The following is a 21,347-nucleotide window of genomic DNA, read 5'->3' on the forward strand; positions in this document are numbered from 1 at the left end:
TTTAACTAAATTACTATATTATTACGACTATTTAGGAGTTTCTGATTATGAAAAACAAAGAAGTAGCTGATATCTTATCTAAGGTAGCAGCCCTTTTAGAGATAAAGGGGGATAATCCTTACAGGATTAGGGCTTATCAAAGGGCAGCTCAAGTTATAGAGTCTTTATCTCAGGATGTAGAAGTGCTGGCTCAAGAAAATAAGTTGGAAAAACTTCCTGGAATTGGTGCAGATTTAGCAGGTAAAATCAAAGAGATTTTGCAAACAGGAACCTTAAAACTTTATGAAGAACTAAAGTCAGAAATACCACCGGTGCTTCTTACTTTTTTAGAAATCCCAGGACTTGGGCCAAAGAAAGTAAAGGTGCTTTATGAAAAGTTAAACATTTTAAGCTTAGACGAGTTGGAAAAAGCCTGTAAAGAGCATCGATTGGCTAAACTTCCTGGTTTTGGAATAAAAACCGAAGAAAATATTCTAAAAGGAATTAAACTTTTTAAAGAAAAAAGAGGAAGAAGGCCTTTAGGAGAAATTTTACCTATAGCAGAGGAAATAGTCCAAACTCTTAAAAATATAAGTCCTGTGGAACAGATTGCTATAGCCGGAAGTATAAGAAGAAGAAAAGAAACTGTCAAAGACATCGATGTGCTTATTACGTCTCAAAAGCCAGAGCAGGTAATGAAAAAGGTCACTGAACTACCTTTAGTGGAAGAGGTAATAGCCTTTGGAGAAACTAAAACAAGCGTTAGGTTAAAAATAGGTGTTCAAATGGACATAAGGGTAGTGGCTCCTGACTCTTGGGGAGCGGCTTTAGCTTATTTTACAGGTTCGAAGGCCCATAATATTAGAATAAGAGAACTTGCCTTAGAAAAAGGTTTAAAAATAAATGAATATGGAGTTTATAAAGGTGAGACTAAAATTGCTGGAAAGACTGAAGAAGAGATTTATCAAGTGTTAGGTCTTCCTTTTATACCTCCTGAACTTAGAGAAGATCGTGGCGAAATAGAAGCAGCTCTTGAAGGAAGATTGCCTAAGTTGGTAGAGTATCAGGAAATAAAAGGAGATGGACATGTACATTCAAAATATAGTGACGGCACGGCAAGCTTACCAGAAATCGTTCAAAAAGCTGAAGCAATGGGGCTTGAATGGGTGATAGTTTGCGATCATTCTCAAGGATTAAAAGTGGCGGGAGGTATACCTGTAGAAGACCTTTTTAAGAAAAAAAGAGAAATAGAAGAAATAAACAAAAGGTCCAAAAAGGTTAAACTGATTTTTGGAGCAGAGGTAGACATACTTTCAGATGGTTCTTTAGACTATCCTGATGAGGTGTTGAAAGAGATAGACTTTGTGATTGCTGCTATCCATACAGGTTTTCAGCAATCTGAAGAAATAATTACCCAAAGGATTATCTCTGCTTTAAAACATCCTTTAGTTCATGCGATAGCCCATCCTACAGGTAGGGTCATCGGAGAAAGAGAACCTTATGCCATAAACCTTCTCAAAGTAATAGAAGTAGCTGCTCAATACCAAAAAGCTTTGGAAATAAACGCTTATTATAAAAGGTTAGACCTAAATGATGTCAACGTAAGAGCAGCCATAGAAAAGGGAGTTCCTGTTATCATAGGTACTGATGCACACTTTATAGATCAGATGGATTATATACACCTGGGGACAGCTACTGCAAGAAGAGGTTGGTGTGAAAAAAGACATGTTTTAAATACTCTTTCTTATTCAGAGCTTATATCTTGGTTAAAGAGGTTAAGACCATAGGTGAAAAGAGAGTACCTTGAGCTACAACAAGTTTCAACCCATAATCTCAAAGGGTTTGACCTTAAAATTCCATTAAACGCTTTAGTCCTCATAACTGGACCTTCAGGCTCTGGAAAGAGTTCTCTTGCTATAGATACTATCGCCCAAGAAGGAAAAAATCGACTTTTAAAGATTTTGAATTATGATAAAGAATTTTACGTAACTACTTCTTATCAAGCTACTTTTTCTTCTTCTATGCCTCCTGTTTTTGCATTGGCTCAGGGTGTAAGAAATTGGTTTCCCTATAAAACCGTGGGAGAGTTTTTAGGATTGATTAAGGTTTTAGAGGTTTTATTTTTGCATGAAGGAGAGGTTTTTTGTGCTTCCTGTAAGGCTTTTAACAGGATACATTCTATCTCACAGGTTCTTTCTTGGTATGAAACCTTAAAAGAAAAAACCAAATTTTATTTTTTAGTTCCACTTTTAGAGGTTACTCCTAAAGCTATAGAATATTTAGTGTCTCAAGGTTTCGTAAAATATCTCATAGACGACAAAGAAATAGACCTTTCAGAAGAACTGCTGCCTCAAAGTTTTAATGAAGTCTTTTTAATCTTAGACAGGATGGTTAAAGAAGGGAAAAGCAGAGATAGGTTGGTTGAAAACATAAGAATTAGTTTTTCCCTTAGTAACGGAAGATTTTTATTAAAAACTACCGAAGGTCTTCAAGCTCAGTTTAGTTTAAGGCCTGTTTGTTTCCAATGCGGCAGCATTCTACCGATAGGTTGGTTTTATTGCAGGACCTGTGGAGGTAGGGGTTATAAACAAAAAGTAGCCTGTGAAACCTGTAATGGCTTAAAGTTAAGAGAAGAGGTTTTAAAAAGCAGGATAGGGGATTTTAGTATAGAAGAAATCTTAAGATTAGACCTTAAAAGTTTTAAGGAGTTTTTATCAAGATTTTCTAAAATTAAAGGTTTAGAAACTTTCATAAAGTCTTTGCTATATAAGTTAGAACAAGCTGAATTTTTAGAAATAGCTTACCTTAACCTTTCTACGCCTGTGTTTAAGCTTTCTGTAGGGGAGAAAAAACTGATAGAAGTTTTACAGGTTTTAACCGCAGATTTTACTCACTGTCTTTTTGTTCTTGATGAACCTACTTTAGGGCTTGAAGTAGAACAGCGGGTTAAAGTGTTAGAATTTTTAAAAAATCTTGTCAAAAAAGGAAACTCTTTGTTAGTCGTAGAACATGATCCCTATTTTATTTCTGAAGCAGACTTCATCGTAGAGTTAGGGTTTGGAGGGGGAGAGAAAGGAGGATACTTGGTAGAAGCAGATTTTAATCCTTTATACTTTGAAAAAAATCTCACCTTAACCTCAGGTTATTTTTCAGGAAAGAAGAGGATTGTTAAGAAAGAAAAAACAAGAGAAACAGAAATGCTCGAGCTCTCCTTACCTTGGGGTCGATTTAAGATTCTTTCTAACCGGATAAATCTCATTTACGGAAGGCCTGGGAGTGGTAAAACAAGAGTGTTTAAGCAGATTTTTGAATTTTTGGTCAATCAGGGTAAACAGGTAGTTTTTAGTGATCTCTCAATTTTTAAAAGAAAAGAGGATTGGGTTATCCAGTATTTAAACCTTTGGGACTCGTTAAGAGAAGTTTTGGCTCAACTTCCTTCTGCAAGGGTAAAAGGCCTTAGCAAAAAACATTTTAGTTTCACTTCCAAAGAAGGAGTTTGTGTAGGTTGTAAGGGTAAAGGGAAAAAAATCTACAAAGAAGAAGAAACTGTGATAGAAGTTTTGTGTGAAGAATGTTTGGGTAAAAGATTAAGTTTAGAGGTATTAAACTTAGAATACAAAGGTTTTAAAATTTTTGAACTTTTAGATTTTACCATAGAAGAGGCCTTTCAGGTTTTTTCAAACCTACCTAAGGTAAAAGAAAAGTTGATGCATCTAATAGACATCGGACTAGGGTATCTAAAACTTTCTCAAGAAGTTCAGACCCTTTCTGGAGGAGAAAAAAGTAGGCTTTCTTTAATAAAAAATTTAACTGAAAAAAAACAGGTGGAATATGTTTTTTTAGAGTTTCCCTTCGAAGGGTTACATTTAGAAGATATAAACAGACTTCATCAGTGGATAGAAAAAATGGTTGCAAAACCTATGACTTTTATTATCTTAGAGACAAACCCTTTAGCTGTATTTTTGGCTGATTTTTTAACAGAGGTTAAACACCAGAAGATAATTTTTCAAGGTTTTTTTGAGGACTGGCTAAAGGTTCAACCTGAAACACTTAAAGAAAAATTTGCGTTTTATCAACGGGTTGTGGCTAAATTTTAGAAAGAGGGAGGTTTTTTATGGATGTAAGAGTAGGAGGTATTTTATTAGGTCTCTTGTTGGTTTTGGGAGAGTATTTTGGTTCTCCTTGGGGTATTACTAACCAATCTTTTCTTAATTTATTTGTTCTCTGGTTAGGAGCTTTTTTTTCTGCCAATCTTTTTAAAGAGTGTGGCTTAAGAATACCGGCTAATCAAGAATGGACTAAAAGCCTGATTGCTGGTGTTTTAATGGGTATAGGAGCATTTTTAGCAGCAGGAGACAACGTTACCGCTTTTTTAATGCCCTTTATTAACCTTTCTGCAGGTTCTTTGGTGGTACTGGTTGGTTTATGGATAGGAGGGTTGATGGGTATAAAATATCAGCTAAAAGAGTTAGAAAAAAAACAGCAAGTTAAAGCAATACAAGTAAAATTTCCCAAGTTAAATCCTCTGTTGGCTTTGTTAAGCTTTGGGGGTTTAGTTTGGTTGTGCTTTAAGTCATGGGTCTTTGTTTTTTGGGCAGCCATAGGAATGGTTCTACAGAAAAGCAACTGGTGTATGGTGAATACGCTAAAAGAACCCTTCTTTTCAGAAAAAAACATAAATACCCAAAGTGTGGTTTTAACCTTAGGATTAGCGGTTTTAGGTATATGGGGACTCAAGTTTTACCAGGTATTAGAACCCTATACCTATGTTTTACCAAATTTTGGAATCTTAGGTCTTGTCGGGGGGATAATCTTTGGATTAGGTATGTTGTTAGCAGGCTCTTGTGGAGCAAGTCTCTTTGCAAAATCAGGAGAGGGGGACCTTAAATCTTTCATTACTTTAGGAGTTTTACTAAGCTGTTATAAAGTTTTAAACTCAACCATTCCTCTTTCTTTCTTACAAGAAGGGCTAAAAAATCTAAACATTTATCTGCCAGATTATTTTGGTTATCCAGGGGCTCTTTTAATTTCATTGGTTGTGTTAGGTCTTTGGTTGACTTTGAGTTGGTGGAATGTTAAAACCAAGAAGTTGTTAAAGCGTTATTATCTTTGAGGTGGTTTATTTTAACTTTAGTAGTTTTATCAAGGTATAAGCAAGAAAAACAGCCCCTGATATCCTTATCACCCATAAATACCAGGGGCTGTTTTTAAGATAATTCCAGATAAATTGCTTTTTATTCATCTTTTACTACCTCATAAACCTCAGAGAGATGTCTGTAGCGTTCAGCAAAGTCTAAACCATATCCTACTAAAAACCCTTTTTCTACTTCAAAACCGATGTAATCTACCGGCACATCTACTTCTCTTCTTTCTTTTTTGTTGATGAGAGCACACACTTTAAGGGTTTTAGGGTTTAACTCTTTAATCCTTTCATACAAAAATTTCAAGGTAAGTCCGGTATCAACAATGTCTTCTACGATAATTACGTTTTTGCCCTCTACAGGTAATTCTAAATCTTTTACCAATTCAACATTTCCAGAAGATTTATCAGAAAGTCCATAACTTTTAACCCGAACAAAATCAACCTCTACATTAGGATTTTTAATGTGCTTAACAAGGTCTGAAAGAAACATAAAAGCTCCTTTCAACGTACCTATGAATACTACCGGTTCTTCATTAAAATCATTATCAATTTTATTCGCTAACTCTTTTATTTTGTGTAAGATATCTTTTTCAGATATAACAAGTTTTAGTTGAGGTTTTTCCATGTTAGTCCCTCGTTATATGTCTAATTCTCTGTATTCTAGGGCGTGTTTATAGATAAATTCTCTTCTTGGTTCTACGTTTTCTCCCATAAGGATAGAAAAAAGTTCGTCTGCCTTTTCAGCATCTTTGATGGTTACTTGTTTTAAAACCCTTTTTTGGGGGTCCATCGTTGTTTCCCACAACTGTTTTGAGTTCATCTCTCCTAATCCCTTATATCTCTGTACAAAAAGACCTTTTCTTCCCTCTTCTCTAAGATAAAAAAGGATTTCAGAAAGAGAGAAAAACCAGTTATCCCAAGACTTTTTTTCTCCTTTATACTCTATGTGAATTGTATGTCCCAGATTGGGTTTCAGGTTGGCAAATATTTTTAAAGCTTCCCTGTAGTCTCTTTCTAAGATTAGTTCTGGTCCCACCAAACAAGAAACTGTCGCTTCTTTTTCAGAAAACACGAAAAATTCATAGTATTTTGGATTATAACTACTGGATTTTATTTTAGAAACTTTAAATCCTGCTTTTTGACAGTCAGCGGCTATTTGTTTTATTTTGTTTAGATCTTCAAAATAAGTAAGATTATCAAAACCTGCCTGTATTAAAATTAGTACTACCTGAGGGGGGTAGTTTTTTTTCAGTAAATTAAGAAGCAATCTATCAAGTTTAGCACAATTAAGGAAAAAGGATTTAAAATCCTTTAATAAAAAGGTTTGTTGGTCTTTAGTAAAAGAGATTTTTATGTTTTCTGCCAATCTATTCACAATGTATTTGTCTAATTCTTCGTCGTTTTTTAAGTAAACCTCTTTTTTACTATCAACTACCCTATAAAGGGGGGGTTGAGCTATGAAAATCCAACCTCTTTCTATCAATTCAAACATTTGCCGGTAAAAAAAGGTTAATAAAAGGGTTCTTATATGTGCTCCATCTACGTCAGCATCCGTCATAATGATTATTTTATGATATTTACATTTATCTGGGTTAAAACTATCAGGACCTATCCCAGTTCCTAAAGCTGCTATTAGACTTTTTATCTCTTCAGAAGAGAGCATTTTTTCTATGTTAGCTTTTTCTACATTAAGGATTTTTCCTTTTAAAGGAAGGATGGCTTGAAATCTTCTGTCTCTTGCCTGTTTGGCAGACCCTCCTGCAGAATCTCCCTCTACGATAAAAAGTTCTCTTTTTTCTGGATCTTTTTCTGAACAGTCAGCCAGTTTACCAGCTACGATAAAATCTTCTATTTCACTTTTTTTCCTGACAAGTTCTTTAGCCTTTCTTGATGCCTCTCTCGCCTTGGCAGCTATTACCAATTTTTGGATGATTTTTTTAGTTTCTCCTGGATTTTCTTCGAAAAATTTTAAGAGTCCTTCATAAACTATTGATTCTACGATAGGTTTTACTTCACTGTTTCCAAGTTTCATTTTGGTTTGTCCTTCAAACTGTGGGTCAGGCACTTTAAGGGAGATTACTGCACAAAGCCCTTCTTTTACATCCTCTCCCTCTATTTTTATCTTAAACTGCTTGGGAACTTTATCGTCTGAAATATAGCGATTTATAGCTTTGGTAAGAGCAGTTCTAAACCCTATAACATGGGTACCCCCTTCCTTAGTAAAGATGTTGTTTACATAGCTGTAAATGGTTTCTGTATAGCCTGAATTATATTGGAGTGCTACCTCTACTTTTATATTTTCTTTTTCTCCTACAATGTATATTACTTTAGAATGAACAGGATTTTTTTTAGCGTTTAATGTCTTGACTAACTCTACGATACCTCCCTTATAGTGAAACTTTTCTGTATAACCTATTCTTTCATCTACAAGATAAAGTTTTATGTCTGGGTTTAAATAGGCTAATTCCTTTATCCTTCTTTTTACTATATCTAAGTCAAATTCTAAATCTCCGAAGATTTCTTTATCAGGCTTAAACCTAACTAAAGTCCCCCTTTTTTTGGTTTCTCCTACTACTTGTACAGGGCCGTCTGGAATCCCTCTTTTATAAGTTTGCCTGTAGATTTTTCCATCTCGATAAACCTCAGCTATCAACCATTCTGAAAGGGCATTTACTACTGAAACTCCTACTCCATGAAGTCCACCAGAGACTTTATAAACTCCGTGGTCAAATTTTGCTCCTGCATGAAGTCTCGTCATAACCAGTTCCAACCCTGAAACTTTTTCTTCTGGATGAATGTCTACAGGAATGCCTCTTCCGTTATCCTCTACACTGGCAGAACCGTCCTGATGGATCCTGATCCAGATTTCAGTAGCAAACCCTGCTAAGGCTTCGTCTATGGCGTTATCTAAGACTTCCCAAAGCAGATGATGAAATCCTGAAACATCGGTAGACCCTATATACATCGCAGGTCTTGTTCTAACACCTTCTAAACCTGATAAAACTTTAATACTTTGAGCTTTATACTGAATGTTTCTCTCTGTCTCCATAGCCTCTACAGCACCTTTAGATAATTTTTTTTAAGTTGAAACTATAAAACCATAGGCATTAGTAAATACAAAAACCCTTCGTCTCTATAACCGGTTAAAATAGCAGGGGTTTTCCCTACACCTATTTTCATCTCTACTTCTTCGGACTTCATTATTTGTAAGGCATCAAGTAGGTAGTCAGCGTTATAGTTAACCACCATAGGTTCTCCTTCATATTCTCCGGGGATCCTTATTTGAGCTTTACCCATTTCGGTTTCTTGTGAAGTAAGAATAACCTCCTTAGGTAACAATTCTAAGGTTACAGGTTTAAAACGTTCGTTTACCACCAAAGAAACCCTTTTTAACGCATCTATAAAAAGTTTTCTGTCTATCCTTAAAATGTTTTGATACTCAGAGGGTATTACCATTCGGTAATCAGGATAAGGCCCTTCTATGGTTCTTGCAAAAAAGAGTGCCGTTGAGGTCCAAATAACTACATAATTATTAGTAAATCCTAACCTTATCAAAAGCTCATCTTCGGCAATTTCTTCTATCTGTTTAGCTGCCTTTTTGGCTATGATAAAACCTTCTGGAAAGTTTTCTATCCCACTAACCTCTCTGTCTAAAAGGGCTAATCTGTGCCCATCTGAGGATACAGCCCTAAGTTTACCTTCCTCTTTTAGAGGTTCTAAATAAATTCCAGCTAAAACAAACCGCGTATCCTCTTTAGAAGTACAGAAAGCTGTAGTGTCGATAAGTTCTGCTAAGGTTTTTCCAGGGATCTCTACTGAGTGTTCTTCTCCAAACTCTGGTAAACTTGGAAAGTCTTCCCCATCCATGATGCTAAGATTGTATAAAATTTTTTCTTCTTCATCTTTTATAACCAGTTTGTTTTCATCTTTTATAAAGTAAAGGGTGTCTTCCGGAAAATTTTTCACTATTTCGTATAATTTTTTAGCAGAAACACAGAAGGGAGCTGAAACCCCTTCTATTTCAGCAAAAACTTTACCTTTATACCCTATCTCAAGGTCAGTAGCCGTAAAATAAAGGGTGCTTTCTTCTAAGTTTGGTTCTATTAAAACCATAGAAAGTACTGCCATTGAAGCCTTTTTATCTGATACTTTTTCTATGTTTTTAAGGACTTTTTCTAACCTGGAGGTATCTATTTTCGCCTGCATATATGCCCCCTGCTACCAGTTTGGTCTTATTATAACATAAATTTAGTGATTTGCAGTTGTTTAAGAAAAACGTTTTAAGATTTCTCTTGCTACTATCACTCCTGATACTGAAGCTTGAATTAACCCTCTGGTGATTCCTGCTCCATCCCCTGCAGCAAAGAGATTTCTAATCTCTGTTTCTAAAACAGGGCTTAGATTTATCCTTAGGCTATAAAACTTAACTTCTACTCCGTAAAGCAGCGTATAGGGAGAGGCTATACCTGGTATAACTTGATCAAGTGCTTCTAACATTTCTAAAATATTTACCAGATATCGATAAGGCAGTACAAAACTTAAGTCTCCAGGGGTTGCGCTTTTTAAGCTAGGTTGTACTAAGTTTTTAGCTATCCTTTTTTCGTTTGACCTTCTACCTCTTTTTATATCTCCTAATCGCTGGACCAAGACCCCATTCCCTAAAAAATTGGCCAATTTAGCGATGTTTTTTCCATATAAGACAGGTTCTTTAAAAGGTTCGGTAAAATATGTGCTGCAAAGGATAGCAAAGTTGGTGTTTTCTGTTTTTTGATTAGCATAACTATGTCCGTTTACCGTCCATATACCGTCTATATTTTCCATAACCACTTCCCCATAAGGATTTACACAAAAAGTTCTTACTTTATCATCAAAAGTTTTTGAGAAATAGACAAACTTAGGCTCATAAACTTTGGACGTAAGGTCTTCCATTATAGCAGCAGGAACTTCTACCCTTACTCCAATATCTACAGGATTGATAGTTGTAGATAGTTTAAGTCTTTTACATTCCTTTTGCACCCATTCATTACCAGACCTACCAGGAGCTATAACCACAAAAGAAGCGAGAATCTCTTTTCCGTCTTTTAATCTTACCCCATTTACCTGGTTTTTAGAAACAAGAATTTCTTCCACCTCAGTTTCAAAAAGAAGCTCTACTTTATCTTTTAGGTAGTTTTGTAGGTGAGTTAACACCTCTCTACATTTTTCAGTACCTATATGTCTTATTTTAGAAGGGATAAAAAGAAGCCCATTTTTGGTAGCCTCAGTAGTAATTTTTTTGATGGTTATCTCATCAGGAGCATAAAGTGTTTCAGGTGCACCAAAACTAAGATAGATTTTGTCTACATAATCTATCAAGGCTGAAAGTTCATTAGGGTCTAAATATTCGTTTAGAAATCCGCCTATTTCTCTCGAAAGATTAAGTTTTCCATCACTAAAAGCCCCGGCTCCTCCCCATCCGCTTATAATGTTACAAGGGATACACTTTGCACATTTTCCTACTTTAAGGGTAGGGCACTTTCTTTTTTCTATACTTTTTCCTTTTTCTATGATAAGGATCTTTAGATTTTCGTTTTTTGAAAGCTCTAAAGCCGTAAAAATCCCTGCCGGTCCAGCTCCAACAATCACCACATCATATTTTTTTTGTTTCATATTAAAAAACTATACCACAGGCTAAAAAATAAATCAAACCATCACTAAACAGTAAGTTTTCCCATCCAGGCGTGATAAAGGTTTAGGAGAAAAAATTTTCTTGAGCCTTTTAGGGGTTGAATTAAAGCTGTAATAATTTTGGTTTTTTACAGCTATAGTTCTTGTGAAAAAATAGCCTTATCTTTAAAAACTTTCAACCTTCCCTTTTTTCCTAAAATAAAAGGAAAATTGTCTGAGATATGTCCTACAGAAAATCCATAGCCTATAGGAATATCTTTTTTTAAATAAAGAGAGAGAGTCTGTAAAATAGGTTTTATGTCTGTTATTCCCAAATCTCCCAAGGCTAAACCTTTTAGGTTTCCCCTACTAACAGTAAAAATTAACTGAAGAAGAAACCTTTCTATACGATAAGGTTTTTCGTTGATTTCTTCTATAAAAAGAATGAAAGGTTCTTCCATAAGAGGAAAATAGGGGGTTCCACAAAGACCGGCTAACGTAGCTAAATTCCCTCCCAATACCACCCCTTCAGCCACCCCTTCAACCCAACCCTTTCCCTCTAAAACTAACTTAGTTTTTTTTCGCAAAATTAAATCTAAAAGTTCTCCCCAGGCCTTTGGGTTAAGTTTGTTTAAACTAACCACATTGGGAGCATGTATGCCTGATTTTTTAAACCTTTTATAGAGATAAACATGAAGGGCGGTAAGGTCACTAAAACCTATCAAACAAGGCTTATGTAACAGGTTTTCGTTGTCTGACAAAAATTCATCAAGATAGGGAAGAAGTTTAAGACATCCAAAACCTCCTCTTACTGCCCATAGGTAGTCCCATTTAGGTTCGGTAAGAAATAAAGCTACTTCTTTAGCTTTTTCGTAAGGAGTTTTTGAATTAAAGTTAACAAAAGATTGAATCTCAATTTCATTAATTTTAAAAAATTCAAGAGCTTTCTTATATTCTTCTGGGGCAGGAAGACTTGCCGGAGAGAAGATGGCTATTTTAACCGGGCTTTCCATAGGAAATAAAGGCCTTCTAACGTAAGATAAGGGTCGATTTTTTCTATGGTGGTTGTAAGTGGGACTAAAAACTTGGCTAAACCACCCGTGGCTATAACCTTAGGATTGCTACCTATTTCTTCAGAAAGTTTTTTAACCAAGGTATCTGTTAGTCCAGCAAAACCTATCAAAAGTCCACTTTTTAGGGCTGAAATAGTATCTTTCCCTATAGCCTGAGTAGGGGGTTCACTTAAATCTATTTTAGGAAGCTTGGCAGTGCCTTTAAAAAGGGCTTCAGTAGAGATAAAAATCCCTGGAGCAATAGCACCTCCAAGATAAACTCCCGTTGAAGAGATACAGTCGAAGGTTATGGCTGTACCAAAATCAACTATAATCAAAGGCCCTTTATATTTTTCCCATCCTGCGAGAGCGTTAACTAACCGATCTGCCCCTACCTCACATGGATAAAGAAGGTCTAAAGGAATGTTAACAGTTTCATGGTTAGCAATCAAAACCTCTTTGGCTAACCACCTTTTACCTACTTCGACCCACCAGTTTAACACAGGAGGAACTACACAAGCTATCGATATTCCTTCTAATTTTTTAAATTCTATTTGATAAAGATCTAGATAAGTCTTTATTTTTACCAAAAGCTCTTCTGCAGAAACAGGAACAAAGGTTTTAAAGCTAAAAAGAGCCTTTAATCGTCCGTTTTCCTCAAAAACTCCACAGGTAGTAGCCGTATTACCTATGTCTACGGTAAGAAGCATAGGTTGTCTTACCTCCCTTTAACTAAGTTTTTTACCAACCAGCAAACCCAATTTTGAGAGGTTTTCCTTATAAGTATCTCAAGGGGAAGGGTAGAGATTTTTTCTAAAAGTTCTTTTTCCATATCCAGGCTAAATCCTGAAAGTAGATAATACCTTGCCTGCCAAAAATGCTTGTTTTCAAAGAGTTTAAGTAATAAAAGTCGATAAAGATTTCCTAATACCAATTCAGCTTTTATAGGTAACAGGTCCAAGATATTTCCTTGTTTTAACTCCGCTTGGTTTTTTAAACCGTTGAGTTCTAAGTTATGTTGAGTAACCTTTATACATAAAGGATTAAGGTCAACCGCGGTGACGTTAGCACCTAACTTTGCCCAAAAAAGCGTTAAAATACCACTGCCACACCCTATATCTAACACATGCTTAGGTTTGTCAAACTTGGTATAAAGCTCCCAACTTAACTCAAGCATCATAGCGGTGGTAGGATGCTGTCCCTCTCCAAAAACTACGCTTGGGTCAAAGACTAAATCCCAGTTTCCCTCAACCCAAACAGGAGCTATGGTGAGATTCCCTACTTTTATAGGTTGGGGAAACCGGTTTTCATTCCACTCTTTATAAGGGATAACTTGCTTATCATAAACCTCTATTTCATATTGTTCAACCAATTTTTCTATCAACTCCTCTTTGGGACGGTGAAAAAATAATATACCCATTCCATCTTCTTCCCAAAAACCTATAAAATCTTCGTCTTCAAGTTGGTGCAATTTAGGATGGGAAGGTTTAACCATATAGGTATAAAGATTTTGATAATTTTTGTGCTTACCTTTTAACATATTTTCAAAATATTGCTTTTAATATTTTAAAAATTTTTTAAATCTCAGCAATCAAAAAGCCAAAAAACAAAATTAAAATAAGGTTCATTACCAAAAAGATGATAATTTGGGTTCTGTTTTTTATATAGAATTTTTTAAAATTAAAACCCTCTAAAGAAGCTTGTTGTAAAAAACAGACCCTTTCAAAAATACCGTAATGATGCCAGCTTTTTTTATAAAGCTGTCCTGAAATTTCTCCTATTTTAAGGAGAGAGGCAATTAATCCTTTCGGGTTACCAAGTACGGTTAAAGCGTAAAAATCGGCCTCTCTCTCAAGCTGTCTTAAAAAATAACCGAATATGTATCTTAAGTAAAGATATGAGGAAAAAACCAAAACCAGGGCGTTAAGGGTTTCTGTATAATAAGAAGGTAAACTTTTTAAATACATTACAACCTTTAAACCTAAAAGCTGGTCAAAAAAAGAAAACAGGCAAAAAATCGATGTTAGATATAAAGGAAGTCCTAATAAAACTAAAAGTAACCAAAAAGCATGTTTATTTTTTATGTGCCCAAGTTCGTGAGCTAAAACCCCTATAAGTTCTTCTTCGTTGAGAAGGTCTAACAGAGGTTGAGAAAAGAAAATATATTTAAATTTAGGAAAAAAGCCTATTACTCCAGCTGTATAAACTTTTTTGCCAAAGTCTTTAAGTACATAAATTTCCTTTATTTTAACCCCAAAGGTTTGAAAAAAACTAAAAATTAGTTCTCTTATTCTTATATCTTCTAATACCTTTACCGGAAATAATCTAATCATAAAAACCGGAGAAATAAAAAGCACCAGAAAAAAGATTAAAGGATAGGCATAACTTTCCAGTTTAAGATTAAGGATATCCAAAACATTTTCTATCAAAATCAAAGTGATTATAGGGCTCATCATGCCAAGAATTATTTTTAAATAAGCCAAAGAAAACCCAAAAAGAAAAACCCTTATTAGTACTACATAGTGTAAAAACCACAAAAAACCTAAAAGAGAAGAAAAATAATATCGATTTAAAAAGGATTTAAAACCAAACAGCCCAAGGTCAACCACAAACAAAACCAGCACAAACAGGTTAAAAAAATTAATCCAAAACCCTGAAAGTTTTTGAGGTTTTAAAAATTTTTTAAATAGAATAAGAGTAAAAAAAAAGAAAAGTTCTTTAAAAATAAAAATAACAGGAGAAAAACTTGGATTAGTTTCTGGAAAAAGTTCAAAAAGTATAAAACCTATCCAAAGATAGATAAGTTCTTCATAAAACACTTAATTTTTCCCTTTGGGATAAGAGCCTAACCAAATTACCTGTAAACAGTGGTTTTTCATCTCTTCTATACATTCTTGTAATATAGGCTCCCGGATATGGCCCTCACAATCAAGAAAAAAGATATATTTCCAGGGTTCATTTTTAGAAGGCCTGCTTTCTATCTTGGTTAAGTTTATCTTTCTTTTAGCAAAGCACCCCAGCACCTCAAACAAAGCTCCAGGTCTGTCTGAAACACTAAAAATCAGAGAAGTTTTATCCTCGCCAGTAAATGGAACTTCTTCTTTTCCGATAATCCAAAACCTGGTTGAGTTACCTTTTATGTCTTCGATGTTTTTAGCTACCACCTGAAGATGGTATAACTTGGCAGCCATAAGACTTGCTATGGCGGCAACTTTTTCGTCCACAGCTGCCCATTTAGCAGCAAGTGCTGTAGAAGGTACAGTATCCACAGGTACTGAAGGTAGTTTTTTTCTTAACCATTTTCTACACTGAGCTATAGCTTGAGGATGAGAGAGAACTTTTTTAATATCTTCAAGTCTTCCGGTTTGATTTAACAGATGGTGCGAAATAGGTTGATAGACTTCTCCACAGACTTTTAGACCATATTCATATATAGCATCAAGGGTAGTAGTTACTACCCCTTCGATAGAGTTTTCTATAGGCACTACCCCAAACTTCACCCTCTCGCTTGCTACTTCTTCAAATACGTCTAATATGGTTTCAACAGGGATGAGCTCAGCAGAGGTACCAAAATATTCTAAGGCGGCGATGTGACTAAAGGTAGCTTCAGGTCCAAGATAAGCTACCTTGATTTTTTCTTGAACACTTCTACAGGCTTTTATGATTTCAGAGTATATTACTTTTAAAGCTTCTTCAGGGAAAAAACCTTGGTTTTGCTTAAGAATTCTTCCTAAAATTTCTTTTTCTCTGCTAAGGTCGAAGCTTTGAAACCCAGCCTTTTCTTTTATCTTTCCGATGGTTTTAGCTAACTCTAAACGTTTTTTAAGTAGAGAAAGCAGTTGCTCGTCAATCTTATCTATTTTTTGCCTTAATTTTTTTAGATCTTCTTTATTCATTTTAAGAAGAGATTATCTTTAATGCCCTTAAAAGTTTGGTCATAACCTTTCGAGTATTTCTTTTTTCAAAACATTCTTTACACAAATAAGCACCTCTACCTTGAAGCTTTTTTTCAGGGTCAAAAACCAAAGCCCCTCCCTTATTTACAAACCTAAAAAGCTCAAACTTAGGTGCCTTCTTTTTACAAAAGGCACAGGTCCTTTCAGGGATGTGTCCTTTTTTAACCAACTTGTTCTTTTTTAGCCTTTTCTAAAATCTGGGTTACTTGGTCTAAACTTAATTTGGTAATCTCTGCTATTTTTTCAGCAGGGGTTTCTAAAAGGGTCTTAAGGTCTTTTATTCCTGCTTCGTACAAGTGTCCGGCAGTTTCGTCTGATAGTCCCGTTACTTTAAGAAGCTTTAAAAACTCAGGCTCTTGTCTTCTTAAAAATTGAGTTTCGCTTAGTATGTCTATCTTCCATCCTACAAGTTTAGAGGCAAGTTTAACGTTTTCTCCCTTTTTTCCTATGGCAAGAGAAAGTTGATCATCAGGCACTACTACCTCTAAAAGTTTATTTTTTTCATCTACTATTACTTTACTACACTCTGCTGGAGCTAAAGCATTGTAGACAAACTTGGCTGGGTCTGGATCCCACAATACTACGTCGATCTTTTCCCTGTATTCTCTTTTATCTCCTTTTGAGGCAAGGTTTATCTCTTCTAAGATTACCGAAATCCGAGAACCTCTAACCCCAATGCAAGCCCCTACAGGGTCAACATGCGGGTTGGTAGAGGTAACAGCAATTTTAGTCCTTGAACCAGGTTCTCTGGCTACAGCTACTATCTTTACAATCCCTTCTTGTATTTCAGGGACCTCTTTCTCAAACAGCTTTTTCACAAAAGCAGGATGAGAACGGGAGACCACCAATTGAGGTTCCTGTTGCCTGTAAACCTCTATCAATAGCGCTTTTAGACGAGTTCCTCTGATGTATTTTTCTCCTGGGACTTGTTCTTCTTCAGGTAAAAGGGCTTCAGCCCTACCCACAGAAAGGATCACTCCTCTTTTATCAAACCTGTGGACATAACCACTTACAATATCTCCCAGCTTATGTTTAAACTCTTCATATACGATCTGCTTTTCTGCTAACCTTACCCTTTGAGAAAAGAGTTGTTTGACTATTTGGGCAGCAATTCTTCCAAGTTCTTGAAGTTCTATCTTTTCTCCTATCAAGTCTCCTATCTTTGCATCTAATCCCATTTTTTGTAGCTCTTCTAAAGACACCTCAGTTTCAGGGTTAGAAACCTGAGATACCACTTCTTTTAATCTATAAATGTCGATCGTTCCGTTTTCCTCGTTGTACTTTACCTCAATCTTGACTTTATTACCAAACTTTTTCTTGGCTGCAGTTTTTACCCCTTCAAGCAAAGCTTCAATCAAAATTTCTTTAGAAAGCCCTTTTTCTTTACTTAAAGCTTCTATAACTTTTTTTAGTTCTCCTTGTTGCATAAAAGTATGCTCCTTTTTAAAATTTTAACTCTGGTTGAAGATTAGCTTTTTTAATCTCACCTAAAGGCAATCTCCAAACCTTTTGATCTACCTCTAACAACAAAAATTCTTCTTCAATCCCTAAAATAATGCCTGAAAAATTTTTTCTTCCTTCTAAAGGAGTTTTTAAAACTACTTTAGCCTTTTCTCCACGAAACCTTTCAAAATCTTCCTTTTTTACCAGTGGCCTCTCAATTCCAGGAGAAGAAACTTCTAAGTTATAAGAATGGTGAATAAGGTCTTCTTTATCTAAAATTTTACCTACTATTTCACTAATCTTAGCGCAATCTCCTATGGTAACTCCACCAGGTTTGTCGATAAACAACCTTAAAACCCAACCTGTTCTTTCTCTTTTCCATTCAAGGTCTACAAGCTCTATCCCCTTTTTTAAGATAGGGGTCTCAATAAGCTCTCTAATTTTTTCTTTTAAGTCCTTTTCTATCATTTTATCCTTAAAAATAAAATAAGAGCGGGCGACGGGATTCGAACCCGCGACCCCCAGCTTGGGAAGCTGGTGCTCTACCCCTGAGCTACGCCCGCTTTTTATAAGATAAAATTATAAATTATTTCTTCAGTTTGGCAAGGTTGTTTTTTATTAAGTTTGTATAATCTACTTGAAAAAAGGAGCATTACTTTTAAAATCAAATATGTAGATGAAAAAAATCAAATTCATTTTTAAAAATCTAAGTTTAAGTACAAAGTTTACCTTGTATCTTCTGTTTGTTATTACTCTTTTCTGTTTTCTTTTTTCTACGATAATTTATTATTTTTTAAAAAATCAAGCAATGGAAGAGGCAAGAAGAGAAGCTGAACTCTTAATTACTCAAATAGATGCCTTAGGTGATTATGTAAAAGAAGAGTTAAGACCTTCTCTTTTTAGATTTTTTAAAGAATCAAACATAAAAGAAGATTTTATTTTAGAAGCCATGTCTACCACTCATATTAGGACAAAAGTAATGCGAAGGTTTAAAACTAAGTTTGTTGATTATGATTATAGAAGGGTTTCTCTAAAACCTATAAATCCACAGCATTTACCTAACGATTTTGAAAGAAAAATTTTAAAAAATTTTATGCAGAATCCTGAGATTAAACGTTGGGAAAATATTGTAGATTTCAACAAAGATAAATATCTTGTGGTTATAAAACCTATCCATGTGGAAAAAGAATGCCTTGTATGTCATGGTAAAACAAAAGACGCTCCCAAAAGTCTTCTTAAGATCTATCCACGGAAAGAAGATTTCCTCTGGAAGGTTGGGGATTTGATGGGATTAGAGGCTATTTATGTACCTCTTGAAAGATGGTTGTTAGAAATAAAACATATCGCTATTACCACTTTTATTTCTGGAATGTTAACCGTTATTTTGTTGTTGATCACCATAGAAGGAGTTTTTTGGACTATAGTAGGTAAACCTATAAAAAAACTTACAGTCCATTTTAGAAATATCATTTCAGGAAATGTTCCTTTAAGCCAGAGGTTAGAAGTAGAAAGGGGAGACGAAATAGGAGAACTTCTTCAATCTTTTAATCAGTTGGCTAATCATCTTTTTGAGGCACAAGAAGCTATCAAAACCTATGCTCAAACCTTACAAACTATATTTAACCACATAACAGACCCTTTAGCGTTGGTTAATTTAAACTGTAAAGTAGAGGTTAGTAATAGAGCCTATCAAGAATGGATAAGTCAAAAAAAGGGACCAGTTTTTAATACAGAATGTGATCCACTTAAAGCAGACCAAAATAAAACCTGCCCTATAGCTTTGATAAGAAGGGTGATTGAAACTCAACAACCTGTTTCAGAGTATATCAGCTCAACTGAAGGAGGTTATTACTATACCCATCTCTATCCGGTATTCGATCAAACCGGTAAAGTTATAAAGGTAGTTCACTATGTAGAAGATGTGACAGAAAAAAAGAAAATAGAAGAACAGATGGCTATTACTGAAAAATTGGCTGCTATAGGGCAACTTGCCGCAGGCATAGCTCATGAAATAAATAATCCTTTAGGTGGAATTATTTTATGTTTAAATAATGTTATTAGAAGTTCTATGGATGAGAAAACCAAAAATCAACATATAAAACTTATAAACCAGGGATTGTCCCGTATTCAAAATATAATAAAGGTATTACTTGATTTTTCTCGGACAACAGAGCTAAATCTTAGAGTTTGTGAGATTAAAGACTTGATAGAAAATGTTTTAAAATTGATAAATTATTATTTAAAAGAAAAAAATATAAAACTAAAAATAGAATTAGAACAAAAATTAAGTCCAGTTTATTTAGATTCGAACAAAATCGAACAAGTTTTACTTAACCTGATTTTAAACGCGGTAGATGCTATGGAAAATTCTGAAGAAAAAGTTTTAACCATAAAAGTTTATCATAAAGATGGTAAAATGTTTATTGAGGTGTCAGATACAGGTTCAGGTATCCCGCCACATGTAGCAGAAAAAGTTTTTGATCCCTTTTTTACTACTAAACCTTTGGGTAAAGGCACCGGGCTTGGTCTCTTTATTTCTAAGTCTATCGTGGAACAACATGGAGGAAAAATATGGTTTACTACCTCTGAAAAAGGAACTACCTTTGTAGTGGAAATACCTTTAGAGGGGCGAAGGATACATGAAGGGTAGAATACTGATAGTAGACGATGAACCAATAATTTTGTTTGGTTTGTCTCATTATCTTAAAGATCAGGGGTTTGAAGTAGATACCTGTGAGAAGGGAGAAGAGGCTTTAAAGAAAATAGAAGAACAAAAATTTGACCTATGCATCCTTGACCTTAAACTTCCCGACATAGACGGTATCTCTTTACTTAAGAAAATTAAAGAAAAACAAGAACAAATAGGGATAATAATGATTACTGCCTTTGCTGAGGTTAAAAGTGCGGTACAGGCTATAAAAGAAGGAGCTTTTGATTACTTAGCAAAACCTTTTAGTAATGAAGAATTGATGGTTGTAGTTGAAAAGTTTTTTGAGTTTAAAAATTTAAGAAAAGAGGTAGATGAACTAAGAGAAAAATTAAGAGAAAAAGAGGCTTTAAGGCAGATAGTAGGAGAAAGTAAGGCTATAAAAGAGGTAATCAATAAAATAGAGCTTGTAGCCAAAACAGACGTTCCTGTGCTTATTTTGGGAGAAAGTGGCACAGGAAAAGAGTTGGTAGCAGATTGTATCCAGGCTTTAAGCTTAAGAGCAAAAAACTCTTATCTTAAAATCAATTGTGCAGCCATTCCTGAAAATCTATTTGAAGCAGAGCTTTTTGGCTATGAAAGAGGGGCTTTTACCGGTGCCCATACTTCCAAAAAAGGTATGTTAGAACTGGCTAACAAAGGAACGCTTTTTTTGGATGAAATAGCAGAACTTCCTCAGAACCTACAAGCTAAACTTCTAAGAATTTTAGAAGACCAAACAGTTTATCGATTAGGAGGAGATAAACCTATTAAGGTTGATGTAAGGTTCATCTATGCAACCAGTAAAGACCTAAAACAGTTGGTAAAAGAAGGCAAATTTAGAGAAGATCTATACTACAGAATAAACGTAATGTCTATAGAAATCCCTCCCCTTAGAGACAGAAAAGAAGATATTCCCATCTTAATTAATCATTATTTAAAACATTTTTCTGAGGAATTTCAAAGACCTTTACCTAAAATAACAGAAGAAGCTTTTCAGGCTTTGATAAGATATGATTATCCTGGTAACGTAAGAGAACTAAAACATGCCATAGAAAGGGCAGTTTTATTAGCCGTAGACGGCAATATAACTCTAGCCCATCTACCTGAAGAAATAAGCCAGAGTTTTAAATCAGAAAAAAAAGATGTTTTAGATTATAAACTCGCTAAAGAATCTATAGAAAAAGAATTTATACTTAAAACTTTAATAGAAACCAACTGGAACAAAACCGAAGCAGCCAAAAAATTAGGTATCAGTAGAAAAACCCTATGGCAAAAACTCAAAAAATTTAACCTTCTTTACCATCACTCAGAGGATGCAATCCAATCAGAAGAGTAGCTCTTAGTTTTTTTAACTTTGAGTTACCCAAAAGAAACACAATCTTCAAAATATGTTACCATTAGGTAACATGCAAAATTAGGTCATAAATTAATAGGGTCTT

At 34.9% G+C, this 21,347-nt stretch carries 18 protein-coding genes and 1 tRNA gene; 5 read left to right on the forward strand and 14 right to left on the reverse strand.

Going from position 1 to position 21,347, the window contains the following annotated elements:
- Window positions 1-47: 47 nt before the first annotated feature.
- The 3 genes from polX to PWP26_RS02770 are packed head-to-tail and all read left to right on the forward strand — an operon-like array spanning window position 48 to window position 5,092.
- Window positions 48-1,766, forward strand: a complete 1,719-nt coding sequence (gene polX / locus PWP26_RS02760; protein WP_038060006.1) for a DNA polymerase/3'-5' exonuclease PolX — start codon at window positions 48-50, stop codon at window positions 1,764-1,766.
- The gene (locus tag PWP26_RS02765; RefSeq protein ID WP_301398921.1) at window positions 1,767-4,076 is read left to right on the forward strand and encodes a hypothetical protein; all 2,310 of its coding nucleotides are present in this window, start codon (window positions 1,767-1,769) and stop codon (window positions 4,074-4,076) included.
- Window positions 4,077-4,093: 17 nt separating this feature from the next.
- Window positions 4,094-5,092, forward strand: a complete 999-nt coding sequence (locus tag PWP26_RS02770) for a YeeE/YedE thiosulfate transporter family protein (RefSeq protein ID WP_301398922.1) — start codon at window positions 4,094-4,096, stop codon at window positions 5,090-5,092.
- A gap of 6 nt (window positions 5,093-5,098) precedes the next feature.
- Here the strand turns inward: PWP26_RS02770 and PWP26_RS02775 are convergent, their stop codons facing one another.
- From PWP26_RS02775 to PWP26_RS02840, 14 genes are all read right to left on the reverse strand, one after another.
- On the reverse strand, window positions 5,099-5,221 hold the full coding sequence (locus PWP26_RS02775; RefSeq protein ID WP_022854983.1) for a hypothetical protein: 123 nt from the start codon (window positions 5,219-5,221) through the stop codon (window positions 5,099-5,101).
- Entirely contained in the window at window positions 5,214-5,747 is a 534-nt protein-coding gene (hpt, locus tag PWP26_RS02780; RefSeq protein ID WP_273010707.1) for a hypoxanthine phosphoribosyltransferase, read from the reverse strand. Before hpt ends, PWP26_RS02775 begins: the two co-directional genes overlap by 8 nt.
- 12 nt (window positions 5,748-5,759) lie before the next feature.
- On the reverse strand, window positions 5,760-8,171 hold the full coding sequence (gyrB, locus tag PWP26_RS02785; protein WP_287568440.1) for a DNA topoisomerase (ATP-hydrolyzing) subunit B: 2,412 nt from the start codon (window positions 8,169-8,171) through the stop codon (window positions 5,760-5,762).
- Between the two features lie 41 nt (window positions 8,172-8,212).
- Window positions 8,213-9,328, reverse strand: coding sequence for a DNA polymerase III subunit beta (gene dnaN / locus PWP26_RS02790; RefSeq protein WP_038060000.1), 1,116 nt, complete (start codon window positions 9,326-9,328; stop codon window positions 8,213-8,215).
- A 60-nt stretch (window positions 9,329-9,388) separates the two neighbouring features.
- Window positions 9,389-10,771 carry an NAD(P)/FAD-dependent oxidoreductase gene (locus PWP26_RS02795; protein ID WP_273010709.1) on the reverse strand — a complete coding sequence of 461 codons (1,383 nt, stop codon included), beginning with the start codon at window positions 10,769-10,771 and terminating at the stop codon, window positions 9,389-9,391.
- 152 nt (window positions 10,772-10,923) lie between these two features.
- Complete coding sequence (locus tag PWP26_RS02800; RefSeq protein WP_301398924.1) at window positions 10,924-11,781, reverse strand: LD-carboxypeptidase; 858 nt, start codon at window positions 11,779-11,781, stop codon at window positions 10,924-10,926.
- The gene (locus PWP26_RS02805; protein ID WP_301398925.1) at window positions 11,760-12,530 is read right to left on the reverse strand and encodes a type III pantothenate kinase; all 771 of its coding nucleotides are present in this window, start codon (window positions 12,528-12,530) and stop codon (window positions 11,760-11,762) included. Before PWP26_RS02805 ends, PWP26_RS02800 begins: the two co-directional genes overlap by 22 nt.
- Window positions 12,531-12,538: 8 nt before the next feature.
- Window positions 12,539-13,360 carry a 50S ribosomal protein L11 methyltransferase gene (locus PWP26_RS02810; protein WP_301398926.1) on the reverse strand — a complete coding sequence of 274 codons (822 nt, stop codon included), beginning with the start codon at window positions 13,358-13,360 and terminating at the stop codon, window positions 12,539-12,541.
- Between the two features lie 37 nt (window positions 13,361-13,397).
- A complete protein-coding gene (locus PWP26_RS02815) occupies window positions 13,398-14,639 on the reverse strand; it encodes a M48 family metallopeptidase (RefSeq protein WP_301398927.1) in 1,242 nt (413 codons plus the stop codon).
- Window positions 14,640-15,716: a prephenate dehydratase gene (gene pheA, locus PWP26_RS02820; protein WP_273010714.1), complete on the reverse strand. Its 1,077-nt coding sequence runs from the start codon at window positions 15,714-15,716 to the stop codon at window positions 14,640-14,642.
- A gap of 1 nt (window position 15,717) precedes the next feature.
- Window positions 15,718-15,945: a YlxR family protein gene (locus tag PWP26_RS02825; protein ID WP_051754436.1), complete on the reverse strand. Its 228-nt coding sequence runs from the start codon at window positions 15,943-15,945 to the stop codon at window positions 15,718-15,720.
- Window positions 15,938-17,203 carry a transcription termination factor NusA gene (gene nusA, locus PWP26_RS02830; RefSeq protein WP_273010715.1) on the reverse strand — a complete coding sequence of 422 codons (1,266 nt, stop codon included), beginning with the start codon at window positions 17,201-17,203 and terminating at the stop codon, window positions 15,938-15,940. Before nusA ends, PWP26_RS02825 begins: the two co-directional genes overlap by 8 nt.
- A 16-nt stretch (window positions 17,204-17,219) precedes the next feature.
- Window positions 17,220-17,687 (reverse strand): ribosome maturation factor RimP, encoded by a 468-nt coding sequence (rimP, locus tag PWP26_RS02835; RefSeq protein ID WP_038059990.1) that lies wholly within the window; start codon window positions 17,685-17,687, stop codon window positions 17,220-17,222.
- A gap of 23 nt (window positions 17,688-17,710) precedes the next feature.
- Window positions 17,711-17,782, reverse strand: a tRNA-Gly gene (locus PWP26_RS02840).
- A 245-nt stretch (window positions 17,783-18,027) separates the two neighbouring features.
- Here PWP26_RS02840 and PWP26_RS02845 point away from each other — a divergent pair.
- Together PWP26_RS02845 and PWP26_RS02850 are read left to right on the forward strand one after the other, a co-directional pair.
- Window positions 18,028-19,869, forward strand: coding sequence for a DUF3365 domain-containing protein (locus PWP26_RS02845; protein WP_287568444.1), 1,842 nt, complete (start codon window positions 18,028-18,030; stop codon window positions 19,867-19,869).
- Window positions 19,859-21,244, forward strand: coding sequence for a sigma-54 dependent transcriptional regulator (locus PWP26_RS02850; protein ID WP_273019219.1), 1,386 nt, complete (start codon window positions 19,859-19,861; stop codon window positions 21,242-21,244). The genes PWP26_RS02845 and PWP26_RS02850 overlap by 11 nt, the downstream gene beginning before the upstream one ends.
- Window positions 21,245-21,347 lie beyond the last annotated feature (103 nt).

Origin of the sequence: Thermodesulfobacterium sp. (assembly GCF_030445475.1) — a bacterium.
GTDB classification, from domain to species: Bacteria; Desulfobacterota; Thermodesulfobacteria; order Thermodesulfobacteriales; family Thermodesulfobacteriaceae; genus Thermodesulfobacterium; species Thermodesulfobacterium commune.